Origin of the sequence: Ereboglobus sp. PH5-5, from assembly GCF_029504805.1 — a bacterium.
Taxonomy (GTDB): Bacteria; Verrucomicrobiota; Verrucomicrobiia; order Opitutales; family Opitutaceae; genus Ereboglobus.
In genome coordinates, this window is record NZ_JAQFIT010000011.1 from 73,627 (window position 1) to 87,488 (window position 13,862).

Annotated in this window: 10 protein-coding genes; 8 read left to right on the forward strand and 2 right to left on the reverse strand. The window is 59.8% G+C overall.

Annotated features, from left to right (window positions below; all coding sequences use genetic code 11):
* Window positions 1-96: 96 nt before the first annotated feature.
* Entirely contained in the window at window positions 97-1,107 is a 1,011-nt protein-coding gene (locus M2103_RS08715) for an energy transducer TonB (RefSeq protein ID WP_277510000.1), read from the reverse strand.
* 134 nt (window positions 1,108-1,241) lie between these two features.
* Here M2103_RS08715 and M2103_RS08720 point away from each other — a divergent pair, with 134 nt between their 5' ends.
* The 7 genes from M2103_RS08720 to M2103_RS08750 all read left to right on the forward strand — a co-directional run bounded on the left by M2103_RS08720 (window position 1,242) and on the right by M2103_RS08750 (window position 8,407).
* A complete protein-coding gene (locus tag M2103_RS08720; protein ID WP_277510001.1) occupies window positions 1,242-1,847 on the forward strand; it encodes a hypothetical protein in 606 nt (201 codons plus the stop codon).
* A gap of 84 nt (window positions 1,848-1,931) precedes the next feature.
* On the forward strand, window positions 1,932-2,549 hold the full coding sequence (locus M2103_RS08725) for a PepSY-associated TM helix domain-containing protein (RefSeq protein ID WP_277510002.1): 618 nt from the start codon (window positions 1,932-1,934) through the stop codon (window positions 2,547-2,549).
* A 49-nt stretch (window positions 2,550-2,598) separates the two neighbouring features.
* Window positions 2,599-3,486, forward strand: coding sequence for an ABC transporter ATP-binding protein (locus M2103_RS08730; RefSeq protein WP_277510003.1), 888 nt, complete (start codon window positions 2,599-2,601; stop codon window positions 3,484-3,486).
* A 48-nt stretch (window positions 3,487-3,534) separates the two neighbouring features.
* Window positions 3,535-4,032: a hypothetical protein gene (locus tag M2103_RS08735; protein WP_277510004.1), complete on the forward strand. Its 498-nt coding sequence runs from the start codon at window positions 3,535-3,537 to the stop codon at window positions 4,030-4,032.
* Between the two features lie 51 nt (window positions 4,033-4,083).
* Window positions 4,084-4,206, forward strand: coding sequence for a hypothetical protein (locus tag M2103_RS08740; protein ID WP_277510005.1), 123 nt, complete (start codon window positions 4,084-4,086; stop codon window positions 4,204-4,206).
* The gene (locus M2103_RS08745) at window positions 4,203-5,480 is read left to right on the forward strand and encodes a DUF4857 domain-containing protein (RefSeq protein ID WP_277510006.1); all 1,278 of its coding nucleotides are present in this window, start codon (window positions 4,203-4,205) and stop codon (window positions 5,478-5,480) included. Before M2103_RS08740 ends, M2103_RS08745 begins: the two co-directional genes overlap by 4 nt.
* Before the next feature lie 269 nt (window positions 5,481-5,749).
* Window positions 5,750-8,407, forward strand: a complete 2,658-nt coding sequence (locus M2103_RS08750) for a TonB-dependent receptor (RefSeq protein WP_277510007.1) — start codon at window positions 5,750-5,752, stop codon at window positions 8,405-8,407.
* A 283-nt stretch (window positions 8,408-8,690) separates the two neighbouring features.
* Here M2103_RS08750 and M2103_RS08755 read toward each other — a convergent pair whose 3' ends face one another.
* A complete protein-coding gene (locus M2103_RS08755; RefSeq protein WP_277510008.1) occupies window positions 8,691-9,242 on the reverse strand; it encodes a hypothetical protein in 552 nt (183 codons plus the stop codon).
* Between the two features lie 136 nt (window positions 9,243-9,378).
* Between M2103_RS08755 and M2103_RS08760 the strand changes: the two genes are divergently transcribed.
* The gene (locus M2103_RS08760; protein WP_277510009.1) at window positions 9,379-13,830 is read left to right on the forward strand and encodes a DUF3418 domain-containing protein; all 4,452 of its coding nucleotides are present in this window, start codon (window positions 9,379-9,381) and stop codon (window positions 13,828-13,830) included.
* Window positions 13,831-13,862: the final 32 nt, after the last annotated feature.

Here is a 13,862-nt window from a genome sequence, read left to right on the forward strand (position 1 = left end):
CCCGAAGGCGAGTAAGCCGGAGTCAGCGCGATCAAAGTCGCGTCCAAGACAATCAGCCTTTGCGCAAGGGCGTCGTTTGCGGCGCCCCTGTTTGCCTCACCCTCTGCCGCGGCTTCTTCTCAAATCAAACGAAACCTGAACCACGCATTCGCGTTTTGCCCCTGTTGTGGCGCGTTGAAAACGCCACTGGCGCAAAACCGTTGAACGCGCAATATCGTCCAAATCCGCATGCCCCGAACTCCGCTCAACATCAACCGAGCGCGCGCGGCCCGATGCATCAACCACCACGGCCAGTTCCACCACGCCCTCGCGGCCTTCACGTCGCGCCAGTTCCGGATAAAGCGGCTCGGGCATAAACGTCACCGCCCCCCCCAGCCTGCCCGATTTGGATCCGCCAAATTTACCGCTTTCAAACCCTGCAAAAGAAAATCCGCCCGCATCAAACCCGCCCGGACCTCCGGCAAGCGATGCCCCGTGCAGCCCCGCCGTCCCGAACGCCCCGTCCCCGCCTGCAGCGGATATTTGTCCGCATGCCTCGATCCACGCGAACGCATCCAAACGCGATTGCGTCAATTCCTCCGAAGCAAATTCCGATGCCACCGCGGCCAGTTCGTCTCGCGTCAACGCCGGCAAATCCTCATCCGTCGGTGCGTTCGTTGTTTCGCCTCCAACCGAGCCTCCGCCCGCGCGCGCCGCGCTCATGGAGGAGGCATCGACCAGCACAAACGCATTTTCAGCATCCGTCTCGGCACCACCTCCCGCAACACCCGCATCCCTGGTCGGGGTCGCCGGCATCAAAAACAGCGCCGCAAGCAACGCCGCCGTGATGAGCATCGAGAACGCATATTGCGCAAACCACGCGCCAATGACCGTGGTCGCGCTGAATTGCCGGAACGCAACCACCGCCCACTTGCACCTTTCCGGCACGCGCTTCCAGCACCAAGTCAAAAGACGAAACCTCGCGTTCATTCTTTCCGCATGAGACGCATCCAGTGCGTGATCTCTGCTTGCAAAAACTCCATCCCCTCGGCGCAACAAACCGCTCCATTCACCTAAAAAAATGAACATGAACGAGAAAATAATTTTTTTCCAATTACTTAAGAGCATTAAGACCAATGATTAAACACATATGAGACAATGGCTCATTAATAATGAGATTGAGATTGACTCCCAGTAACATCGTGAAAATCGTCCCGTTGCGATAAAAAAATCAAACTATTCATTTTTTTAACACTAACATCATGAACAACACGCTCACACGCCTGACTTCACTCACCGCCGCTCTCGCGCTCGCCCTTCTCGCCGGCTCCGCGACGCTCAACGCCCAAGCCGACGCCAAACCGCTTTCGGTCACCGATCTCGTCGCCGCCATCGACGCCAACGTCGGCAAACGAATCGTCGTCGAGGGCATGGCCACCTGGGTTTGCCCGCACATGGGCTGCAAGGCGCAGATCATCAACGCCGACGGCGAATCCAAGACCGCGCTCCTCCTCACCCAGGGCAAGGGCGCGCCCAAGTTCTCGCCCGAGCTTCGCGGCGACACCCTCCGCGTCACCGGCATCCTTCACGAAACCCGCGTCACCGCCGCCGACCTCGACGAACAGGAGGCCGCCATCAAGAATCCTAAAAACACCGGCGCGCACGATCACGATCACGGCCACGGCAAGGACGACGATTGCGAAAGCTGCCCCACCAAGAAGCAAGAGGTCTCCGCTGAACAGCTCGCCAAGACAAAGCAGGCCCAGCTCGCCCGCATCGCCAAACATCGCGAAATGCTCGCCAAGAGCAAAAAAGGCTATCTGTCCTCGCTCTCGTTCGAAAGCCTCTCGTGGCAAAAAGCGGACTGAGCCCCCGCGACGCCGCAGCCATCCCTTCATCCCGACTTAAATCGGCTCCCGTCGATTTAAGTCGATTTAAGACGCCCGCCATCCTTGAGCACCGCCCGCCCGCCCACTCCCGCCACTCCCGCCGCTCCGCCGCCCCCGCAACGCCCTCCCCGCTGGCGCGCCCTGTTTCGCGCGCTGCACCGCGACCTCGGCTACCTCTTTTTCGGCGCGACAATCGTGTATGCCGTTTCCGGCCTCGCCGTGAACCACCGCGCCGACTGGAACCCCAACTACAGTGTCGAAAAACGCACGCACGCCGCGCCCGCCGAGCTCGCCGCGCGCACCCCGTTCACCAAGGACGCCGCGCTCGCCCTCCTCGCCGACGCAAAAGTCGATGCGCGCTACAAAAAGCACTTCGCGCCCGACGACCGCCACATCCGCATCTTCGTTGACAACGGCGCCGCCACGCTCGACCGCCAGACCGGCGCGCTCGACATCGAAGTCCTGCGCCGCCGCCCGGTCCTCGCCACCTTCAACAAGCTCCACCTCAACCCCGGACGCGCCTGGCTCTGGTTCGCCGACGCCTTCGCCGCCTCGCTCCTCATCATTGCCGTCACCGGCCTCTTCCTCCTGCGCGGCAAAAACGGCATCACCCGCCGCGGCGGCCTCCTCGTCGCCCTGGGAATCATCATCCCCGCCATCATCGCCTGGCAAAGTTTATAACCGCGCCCGTTTCAGCCCTTCAGCCTTTCAGTCCTTCAGCCCTTTTCCCATGCAGCCCGTCATCGAATGCGACCACCTCACACACTACTACGGCGACAAACCCGCGCTACGGGACGTCTCGTGGGCGCTTCGCCCCGGACGCATCTGCGGCCTCCTCGGGCGCAACGGCGCGGGCAAGACCACGACGATCAACATCCTCAACTCCTTCCTCACCCCGCGCTCCGGCCGCTGCCTCCTCCTCGGCGAGGACTCGCACCGGCTCACCCCCGCCACCAAGGCCCGCATCGGCTACCTCATCGAGGGCCACGTCCAGTATGGTTTTTATAATATACACCAAATCGAGAAATTTTATTCGCAATTTTATACAAACTGGGACCCCAAAATATATTATCACCTGATGTCCAAGCTCGACATCACCCCCGGGCAGCGCATCGCCACCATGTCGTGCGGCCAGCGCTCGCAAGTCGCCCTCGGCCTCATCCTCGCGCAAAACCCGGACCTCATCATATTTGATGATTATTCGATGGGCCTCGATCCCGGCTACCGCCGCCTCTTTATAGAAGTCATCCGCGACTACGCGGCCGACGGCAAGCGCAGCATCCTGCTCACCTCGCACATTATACAAGACCTCGAAACCCTCATCGACGATTGTATAATCTACCAGCGCGGCCGCGTCCTCATCGACACGGAAACCAGACGGCTCCGCGACACCTTCCGAAAATATACATTCGCAACCACCCCCGCCGTCACAGACATCCGCGACGAGCCCGCCAACATCCACCTCGAACGCGGTGAAAAGCACAGCGCGCTCCACGGATTCCTCGACGAAAATACCGCCCGCGCCTGGCTCGCCGCCAAAAACATCCCCGCCGCCGACCTCCGCGCCGCCCCCCTCTCGCTCGAGGACACCTTCATCGCATTAACCGGAAAGTATTAATCAACCAACCACCTCGACTTAAATCGATTCAAGTCGCGCTCCCTCTCAATGACACTCGCCCTCTTTCACAAGGAATGGATCAAACTCCGGCTCTGGTGGACGCTCATGGTCGTCGCCGGCATCGCCTTCGCGCTCTTCCTGTTTTTCAAACTGCGCTACGTTTACACGGTCAACGACAGTATCGCCGTCTGGAACGCATGGATAACCAAGGCGTGGCTCTGGTTTCGCGCCTACCAATACGCGCCGCTCGTCCTCGGCGTGGCGCTCGGCTTCCTGCAATTTTTGCCCGAGGTGCAGGCGCACCGAATCCGCCTCGTGCTGCACCTCCCGCTCGGCGAGACGCGCGCCGTCGCCATCCACCTCCTCGCCGGCGTCATCCTTCTCACACTCGCGCTGCTTCCCGCCCTGCTTCTTTTCACAATCGCCGGCATTTATTATTTCCCCGCGGAATGGTTGTATAATTTATACACGGTCGTCGCGCCGCCGCTGCTCGTCGGATACGGGGAGTATTTCGCCGTCAGCGCCATTTTGCTGGAAACCAACTGACGCCACCGCGTTTTCCACCTGCTCCTCTGCCTCGGCGGGCTCCGTTTATACATGATGGAAACCGCCTTCGACAGTTACGCGCGCATCATCGCCCCGCTCGCGCTCTGGGCGCTCGCCCTCGTCATACTCCCGCTTTTTTCCAGCTATCGTTTTAGAAAGGGCCTCGTCCGATGACAAAGCATCTCGCCCGCATTTTCCTGCTCCTGTCCGCCGCGTTCCTGCTCGCCTACTACCTGCCCTTCGCGTGGCACGTGCTCACCGCCAGACGCGCGCGCGTCCCCTTCGTGCAATACAGCGACACCGGCCACGGTTTCCTCTTCACCCGTTACAACATATCGCCCGAGACGCGCGACGTCTCCATCCGCTACACCGACGCCGCCGGCCGCGCCTACGAACGCGACGCCTTCGAGCAAATGCTCCCGCTCACCTATTTCATGCAGTTGGAGAAAAACGGCGCCATGCCGAAAACAATAAACGGCGTGAAGATCACCCCCAGCGCCATTCGCCGCGAAATGTGGAGCCTGCGTGTCCGCCCCGACTCGCTCGACACACCCGCGGTCCCGCTTTATACAGTTTTCGAAACCGACAGCGGACGCGCCCGCTTAGAAATGCCCGACGACTACATGCGCATTCATAAAAACGGACGCGTCGAATTCCTCAGCCCAAAAACAAACAAAGTCCTCCCCGAAAAAAGCGCGCTCTACACCGAAGCCTTCGCCAACGCGCAGTTCGCCTTTCCCGTCACCGCCCTCGGCTCCAAGCCAAACCCGCGCAAATCCTACGACGAAGGCATCTACATCGCCGATGCCAACGGCCAACTCTTCCGCCTCCTCCAAGCCAAGGGCATGCCCCGGCTCGCGCGCATCGCCGACACCGCCGCCGATCCCGACGCCTGGCGCGCGCTCCGCCCCCGGCATATAATAATAAACGAAATCGAAACCCGCGAACTCCGCGCGTTTATTATAGACGACACCGGACAACCCTGGCTCGTCACCGGCAAGGACTACCGCCTGATAAAACTCCCCGTCACCAATTATAATCCGACAACGGACAGCCTGGCCATCCGGGCCAACCTCCTCAGCCGCCTTGTCCTCCTCCAAAAAGAGGACAGCCTCGAAGCCGTCGCGCTTGATCGAAACTACACAGTCCTCGACCGCCACGAGGAAAAAATCGAATCCCGCGACCAGCAACCCGCCGCCAAGATTGCAAAAATCCTTTTTCCCCTGCGCTGGTGGCTTGTTGACAGTGATTCCGGTTATTTTGGCTTTTATACAAAAACCGGCGCCGCCTGTTCCCTGGCGCTCAACGCAATCCTGCTCCTCGGTTATATAATTTTCCTAAAACTGCGCCGCCACAACCTCCGCGCCCAGCTCCCCGAATACGCCCTCATCGCCATCGGCGGCCTCTGCGGCTTGATAGCCGCACTACTCGTCCCGCGCGTTGAATAATATGAGGCAATCCGTAAAGAGTTCCTCCAAGGTAGCACAGACATTCCTGTCTGTGCCAGTGAGACTCGCGCTCCCTCTGCACAGACAAGTTTCGAGCGCAAACGACGGTCCGCCATGTCTGTGCTACCTTGTGACAAAAGCTGTAACTAATTTCACATTACATTCGCGTCCCTTCGCGTCCATTAGCGGTTACAAAATACATTCTTTTAGCATCCGCTAAACACACCCCGCCCCGTCCGTCCGCCCGTCCGACTTTTCTTCCCACTACCATGAACACAGTAAAATACTACAAATTCCAATTGAGACTGCATCCAAGTCGCCACAATATAAAAGCGACATTCGGCCTCCTTACCGCGCTCGCCTTGTCCGGCATGAACGCAAATCTACCCGCGCAGCAAACCGACGCTGCCAAGGCAAACACGGACAAGGAGGTCATTTCCGTCACCGTCGAAGCGAAGGCCGACCAGCCTGGAAAATTTACTATCGATCGAGAGAGAGTTGAACTCACGCCCTCAACCACCGGCACCATTGAGGAAACGCTGCGCCCACACTCTAATATACAATTCGACCTCACCTCCCGCAGCAGTTCGCTGGGCGGTGAAATAACTCCGCCGCGCTTTTCGATCCGGGGCGGAACTTACTACGCCAACGCCTTCCTTGTGGATGGAGTCAGCAATAACAACGTCTTTGGCCAAGGCGGCTTCTTGGACACAAACACCGCCCCCAACAGCGCTCCCAGCGGCGAGGCACAGTCCATCTTTCTCAATCCCGACCTGATTGGCGCTATTGTTGTTCACACGGACAATGTTCCCATTGAATACGGCAATTTTACCGGTGGCGTTTTTGATGCCAAAATTCGCGATCCTAAAACTGACAGTTTCCACGCCTCGCTAAGTTTTCAAGGCTATACGCGCGATTCGTGGACCAGCCAGAAGTATAGAGAGGGAACCGATCCCGATCTCACAACCAATACCAACACGCATCAGCCGCGTTTTGAAAAATATTCGTTCGCCGCGACTGCGGAAAGCCCGCTTTTCAAAAACATCGCCGGCTTGCTTTCCTATTCGGAAAACCGCTCTACCGTTCCGGTGTGGGACACTCTCACGCCATCTGCCGAACACACCGATCGCTCGGTAAACAGGAACCTTCTTGTTAAACTTTCCACATACGGGCTCAACGGCTTCCGCGCATCGCTCACAACCACCTATGCTCCCTATGAACGCGAATGGCGCGTGGCATCTCGCAAAAACAGCTTTGTAACAAGCGAAGGTGGTGGCATCAGCACTGTTCTCAACTTGGAAAAAAAGCTCTCGTTTGCGACGCTCAGTAGCGACATCTCCTATCGTAAAAATTCCATCTCTCGCGATACCGCCACAAACCAATGGATTACTTGGGCAAACAGCTCCACTAACGCATACGCCAACTGGGCGGGCACAAGCTCCAGTGCCAGCGAAGGCAACTGGGGGGATTATGATCAGGACGCAAAAACTTTTGATCTGAACGCATCCCTGCAATTTGTGGAGTTTGGCCCGAAATATTTCAGAAATCACATTAAGATAGGCGGCGAATGGAAGTCCTCGGAAATGGACCGAACAACCGAAGGCTCCGCCATGTATCTATGGAATAAATCCAACGATCCTGCAAATGCCGCGAACGGGCTGGATGTCAATGCCGTTGGCGACAAGGAAAACGGCGTTATCACCGGCGAACAATGGCTTAATACACGCTGGATTTACGAGCCCACCAGCAAGTCGCTTCGACAAAATGATATTTCTTTCTACGTGGAGGACACGGTCAAAATCGAGCGCCTTACCGTGCGTCCGGCAATACGCTTTGACCATGAAACCTACCTTGACACAAGCGCGTGGTCGCCGCGGATTTTTGTCAATGTAGACGTCTTGAACAACGGCATTCTCAATATATTTGGCGGGGCGGGTCGTTATGCGGGAAGCCCGATGAGCTCCGTTAAATACTCGCTTCTTAACATGCAGGAGACCATCCGACAAAAGCGAAGCAGCTATGATGCGGACTGGGAAACCTATCAAATAGCCGACGCATCCGATCCATATGGACTCAAGGACCTGAAGTGGTCGCATTCCAACTCCTTTAATCTCGGTGCGTCCACAGTATGGAATGATATTGTTTTCCGACTCACCGGCAACATCACCCAGCACCGCGATCAAATCCGCACCATGCCCGGCCTGGCAGACGGCTACACCCGCATGTATATAAACTCGGGAGAAAGTGATTACAAGGGCATCACGCTCGAAATTGAAAGAAAACTGTTTGAACTCGGATGGGCGGGCAGGCACAGCATGCTTTTATCTTTCACCTGGTCCAAGACCGAAAGCAACTCACGAGTAGCCTATGCAATGGAGGAACTCGAAGGCGAGGGCACCAATTTCACACCTTACTATGTTTTCCATAATGGTAAATTAGAACCTGCGGACAACCTGCCGGCGACAAATTTCAACTCGCCATTGGTTGTCACATTCTCCGATTTGGCAAGTTTTTGGGGAGGGCGCGTCCGCCTGTATAACATCCTCCGCTTTGAAAAGGGAGGCGACGGTCTCGTGCAATCGAACAAGGATCCGAATATGTCGGCTGGCGACCCCAACTATAATAAATACTATGCTTTGAACGATGGCCGGGACGCCAGCTTGGGTGGTGAATATGTGAGCAGCATTCCGACCGGCCAGGGTCGTCTCGTTCGCTATTATACCACAAGAAAATATTCGAGCACCTGTTTCTGGGATATGACTCTGGATATTGATATTATAAAAACCAAGGCCGGCACGATCACGCTCCAGTTACAGGTGACGAATGTGCTAAACCGTCACAGTTTGGCAAACACTTCCCTCACATCGACTGGTGGCACATACAGCGCGGGCCGCCAGCTCTACACCGGCGTTCAATATAAGTTCTAAAAGAATCACTGTTGGATAAGAACGGTCCCCGCCTTTTTCAGCGGGAGGACACCCTCGCTAGGTCCTCTCACGGCCAAGGTCTGGACATTCCCCAATGTCCTATCTTAACTCAAAGCCACGATTCAAAAAAACAAACGGCCACAGATGCGCGCATATATGGAAAGCCATGTGCTTGTGATTCGATGGTTTGAATATCTGTGTTTATCTGCGTCCATCTGCGGTTGGTTTGTTTTTGAATCGCTATTAATATACACAACCACCCCTCCCGAAACCAATCCGGACGTTATTCACACATCATATCCAGCGCCTTCGCGACCGCCTCGCGGCGCCTGAAATAATACCGCGCCATCAAACCTTGATATATGCACGTCACAAACCCCACCACTGCGTAAAGCAGCGTGTGACACATCCGGAACAATAACATGAGCTGCGCGTCGTCGAGCGCGTCATAAGGATTGTCCACTTTGTAGCGTCGGCTTGCCTGTTCCGTGTATTCGCGAAACTGCGGGATCAACTCCCGGTAAAGTCCCTCGTTAAAATGCGTGAGCTGCCATGTCGCATAGGCGAGTATCACAAACATGAGCAGCAATTGCGCGCGAACCAGCCAGTTGACGCCCCTTTCGTTGCCGCGCGCCAATTGTTGCGAACCATGTATCTCCATCGCGCCCGTGCCCGCTGCGAGGCACGCCGCCACCGCGGCGGTATGACTGCCGCCCGCCGCGGCCAAAAGCGCCCCGATGCCGGCTATCCACATGACCATATGGCCGTCGAACCGCGCGACTTTCATTACGCGCTGGTAAACGAGTTCGGGAATGGGTGGAGGTTTGGCGGACATGGTTGAAATTAAGAATCAAGAATTGCGATTTAAGAAGGACAATCCGCCAATTCGCCAAAAGGCAAAACGAGAAAACTCCCGCCGCAACATTTCCGGCTTCTTACTTCTCAAATCTTAATTCTTAATTTCCCCCTGCGTGACCGAAAACCTCCCAGATTCCTCCCAACCGCCTTTCCCGTTCCGCCTAGAGTTTCCGCCGGAACTGCCCATCAGCGCGCGCGCGGACGAAATCACCGCCGCCATCGCGCAAAACCAAGTCGTCATCCTCGCCGGCGAAACCGGCTCCGGCAAAACCACGCAAATTCCCAAAATGTGCCTCGCCGCCGGGCGCGGTTCGCACGGCCAAATCGCCTGCACGCAACCCCGCCGCGTCGCCGCGCTCTCCATCTCGCGCCGCGTCGCCGAGGAGCTCAACGTCAACTGGGGCCGCGAAGTCGGTTGCAAAATCCGTTTCGACGACCGCACCTCGCGCGCCACCGTCATCAAGTTCATGACCGACGGCATGCTCCTCGCCGAAGTGCAAAGCGACCCCATGCTCCGCGCCTACGATACCGTCATCCTCGACGAGGCGCACGAGCGCTCCCTCAACATCGACTTCCTCCTCGGCCACCTCCGCAACCTCCGCTTCAAGCGCCCCGAGCTCAAAATCATCATCACCTCCGCCACCATCGACACGGAGATGTTTTCAAAGGCCTTCGACGACGCCCCGATAATAGAAGTCTCCGGACGCACCTATCCCGTCGAAGTCATTTACGCCCCGCTCGACGACCTCGGCTCCGATTCCGCCTCCGACGAGAACGACAAAAACGCCCGCGCCGAGGCGCTCCACTACATCGACGGCGCAGTCGAGGCCGTCGAGCGCATCGTCCGCGAAACCGGCGCCGGCGCGGGAGGAGCGGGAGGCGACATCCTCGTCTTCATGCCCGCCGAGCGCGACATCCGCGAAACCACCGACCTCCTCGAAGGCCGCGGACGCTCCGCCAGCGCGCGCCTGAAAAACTGCGAAATCATCCCCCTCTTCGGGCGCCTCTCCAGCACCGAGCAACAGCGCGTCTTCGCACCCACGCAACGCCGCAAAATCGTCATCTCGACCAACATCGCCGAAACCTCGCTCACCATTCCCGGCATCCGTTTCGTCGTGGACACCGGCCTCGCGCGCGTCAGCCGCTACGCCCCGCAAGCGCGCACGCGCCGCCTCCCCATCGAGGAAATCGCGCAATCCAGCGCCGACCAGCGCAAGGGCCGCTGCGGCCGCGTCGCCGAGGGCGTGTGCGTCCGCCTGTATTCGGAAAACGACTACAACGACCGCCCCCGCTTTGCGCAGCCCGAAATCCAACGCGCCAACCTCGCCGACGTCATCCTCCGCATGAAGGCCTTCGGCCTCGGCGACATCGAACGCTTCCCCTTCATCAACATGCCCGCCGCGAAATCCATCCGCGCCGGCTACGCGTTATTGGAAGAGCTGGGCGCGCTGGAAGAAGCCAGAAGGCCAGAGGCCAGAGTGCCAGAAAGCCAGAAGACAGACCACTCCGCCCCTCCGACATCTACTTCTCCGACATCTGGCACTCCGGCCTCTGGCACTCTGGTCTCTGGCCTTCTGGCCTCTGGCTTTCCGGCCTCTTCTCTCACCCCCATCGGCCGCGAACTCGCCCGCCTCCCCGTCGATCCCACCGTCGGCCGCATGATCCTTGAGGCGCGCAAGGAAAAATGCGTGCGCGAAGTCGCCGTCATCGCCGCCGGCCTTTCGATTCAGGACCCGCGCGAACGCCCCCTCGAAAAGCAAGCCCAGGCCGACGCCGCGCACCGCCGTTTCGCTCACGCCGATTCCGATTTTCTCACGCTCCTCAACATCTGGGAAACCTTTCACGACCAGTTCGAGACGATGACCCAGTCGCGCCTGCGCAAATTTTGCCGCGAGCATTTTCTCAGCTACACCCGCATGCGCGAATGGCGCGACATCCACGCGCAACTCCTCGAAGTCCTCACCACCCGCAACGACTTTCGCAAGCAACCCAGCTCCGTCGCCGACGGACTCGACGCCAAACGCCTCGCGCGCGAAGGCGGCGTCCCCCTCCACTACGGCACGCCCGCCTACCGCGCCATCCACCGCTCGATCCTCTCCGGCCTGCTCGGCAACATCGCGCTCCGCGACGACGAGCGCGGCGGCTACAAATCCACGCACGACCGCCGCGTCGCGATCTTCCCCGGCTCCGTCCTCTTCACCCGCGACGAACCGAAACGAAAAGACGCGTCATCGACGCGCGGCAACGACGCGCGCAACAAAAAACCGCCCAAGTCCCCCGCCGCGTTGATGGCCGCCGAGATCATGGAAACCACGCGCCTCTACGCGCGCACCTGCGCCCGCATCGACCCGCAATGGGCGATCGAACTCGGCGAGCACCTCCTCAAGCGCACCCACAGCGAACCCTTTTGGGACGGGCAAAAAGGCCGCGTCCTTGTCAAGCAGCGCACGCGCCTCCACGGACTCGAACTCGAAACCCGCGCCGTCGGCTACGGCAAAATCAACCCGCGCGAAGCCACCGAAATCTTCATCCGCGAAGCGCTCGTCAACGACACCATCACCTGGCCCTTCGACTTCCTCATCCACAACCGCGCCATCCGCGAAAAAGTCGAGGACCTCCTCACCCGCGCCCGCGACAACCGCTACATGAACCTCGACGAAGGCGTCTACCGCTTTTACGCCGGGCATTTGGCGTGCGGCGATTCATCGCCGCTTTCGACGGGCCGATTCATCGGCCCGCAATCTTCCGGAAGCGACGGGATAAATCCCGCCGTCAAAAGCGGTGATGAATCACCGCACTCCGTGTCCTCCGTCCCCGAACTCATCACCCTCGTCCGCGAACGCAAACCGCGCGACCCGCATTTCCTCGAAATGCAAATCGAGGACCTGCGCGCGCCCGAGGAACTCCGGCACGACACCCTCGCCTTCCCCGAAACCGTCCCCCTCGAAAACCGCGCGCTCCCGCTCTCCTACGCCTACAAACCCGGCCAGGCCGACGACGGCGTGACCATCCAAGTCAACATCCGCGAAGCCGAGGCGCTCACGCCCGCCGCGCTCGACTGGGCCGTGCCCGGGCACCTCGAAGCCAAGGTCGAGCACCACCTGCGCGCCGTGCCCAAGGAACTCCGCCGCGCGTTCATGCCCCTCGCCGAAACCGCGAAAACGCTCGCCGCGCAAATCACCTCGCGCGACCGCCTCACAGGCCGCCGCGAAACCATCGCCGAATCCCTCGCCGCGCAAATCGCCGAGCGCTTCAATATACAAATCCCCGTCGTCACCTTCGCGCAAAAACCCCTGCCCGACCACCTCCGCGTCCGCGTGCGCGTGCTCGACGACGACGGCGGGGAAATCTGCGCCAGCCGCGAACTCGACGAAATCCGCGCCGCGCTCGGCGCCCGCACCCGCGAAGTCAGCGCCGCCGTCTCGCGCGACGATCCCGCCATGTGGAAACGCGCGCGCAAGCGCCACGAAAAACCGCCCGCCGAGACATGGGCCTTCGGCGACATCCCCGGGCGCATCATCATCGGCGACCTCGCCGGCGTCCCCGTCGAGGCGTATCCGGGATTGAGCATCGGTTTGAGTGGCACGGGCGACTCGCCCGTGGGTTTGGAAAATGCAAAAGCCAAAAACATTGGCGGCTCGCCCGCGCCGCACAAACCACACGGACGGGCCGCCCGTGCCACGCCACCGCCCGACGACGGCGTCTCCCTCCGCCTCTTTCGCACGCCCGAAACCGCGCGCGAGGAAACCCGTCGCGGCCTCTTCCGCCTCCTCGAGCTCCACCTCAAATACGAACTCGCCTGGACGGAGCGCGACCTCGCCAAAAGCCTCCGCGCCCTCGCCCCGCTCGCCGCCTCCTTTCTCTCCTTCGAAAAACTCCAGGCCGGTGCCTTCGCGCTTCTGCGCCGCCACATCTGCGACCCCGCGCGCGTGCGCGCGCTCACCGCATCCGCCTTCGCCGCCGCCGCGACGCAAGCCACGCACGACGTGCGCACGATCATCCCGCGCCTCACCGAACTGCTCCGCGAAATCCTCACCGCGCGCGTCACGCTCCAAGTCCTCCCCGGCGCGCACGCCACGCTCGCGCGCGACGCGGCCTCGCTCGTCTCGGAAAATTTTCTGCAAGACCCGTCCGTCACGCTCGAACGCCTCTCGCAATTTCCGCGCTACCTGAAGGCGATGCGCCTGCGCGCCGAACGCCACAAACAAAACCCCGCGAAGGACGCCGAGCGCGCCAAGCAACTCGCGCCCTACGAAAAAGCCGCCGCGTCGCTCGCCGCCGATCCGCGCCCCGAGGCGCAAACCTTCCGCTGGCTCGTCGAGGAATTTCGCGTGAGCCTCTTCGCGCAGGAACTCGGCACCGCCGAGCCCGTCTCCGCCGTGAAGCTCGACCGCGCGCTCGCCGCGCTGCGCAAAACCGGCGCGCCTCCGTTCGGCGCAGCCGCCGCGCCCGCCCCCGCCGCGGCGCCGCCACCCAAGCCGCTCATTTCAATGACGCCCTCCCCCGGAAAAAAATCTGCCCCGCTAAAAAGTCTCAACGCGCTCGATTCGTTCTTCAAGCGATAGGGCGTCACGCGAGCCTTCGACATGAATCGACG

Excerpts from the sequence above, each read along its gene's own strand:
- M2103_RS08750 (WP_277510007.1), top strand. The coding sequence starts at position 5,750 with ATGAACACAGTAAAATACTACAAATTCCAATTGAGACTGCATCCAAGT.
- M2103_RS08745 (WP_277510006.1), top strand. The coding sequence starts at position 4,203 with ATGACAAAGCATCTCGCCCGCATTTTCCTGCTCCTGTCCGCCGCGTTC.
- M2103_RS08740 (WP_277510005.1), top strand. The coding sequence starts at position 4,084 with ATGATGGAAACCGCCTTCGACAGTTACGCGCGCATCATCGCCCCGCTC.
- M2103_RS08755 (WP_277510008.1), bottom strand. The coding sequence starts at position 9,242 with ATGTCCGCCAAACCTCCACCCATTCCCGAACTCGTTTACCAGCGCGTA.
- M2103_RS08715 (WP_277510000.1), bottom strand. The coding sequence starts at position 1,107 with ATGCTCTTAAGTAATTGGAAAAAAATTATTTTCTCGTTCATGTTCATT.
- M2103_RS08720 (WP_277510001.1), top strand. The coding sequence starts at position 1,242 with ATGAACAACACGCTCACACGCCTGACTTCACTCACCGCCGCTCTCGCG.
- M2103_RS08735 (WP_277510004.1), top strand. The coding sequence starts at position 3,535 with ATGACACTCGCCCTCTTTCACAAGGAATGGATCAAACTCCGGCTCTGG.
- M2103_RS08730 (WP_277510003.1), top strand. The coding sequence starts at position 2,599 with ATGCAGCCCGTCATCGAATGCGACCACCTCACACACTACTACGGCGAC.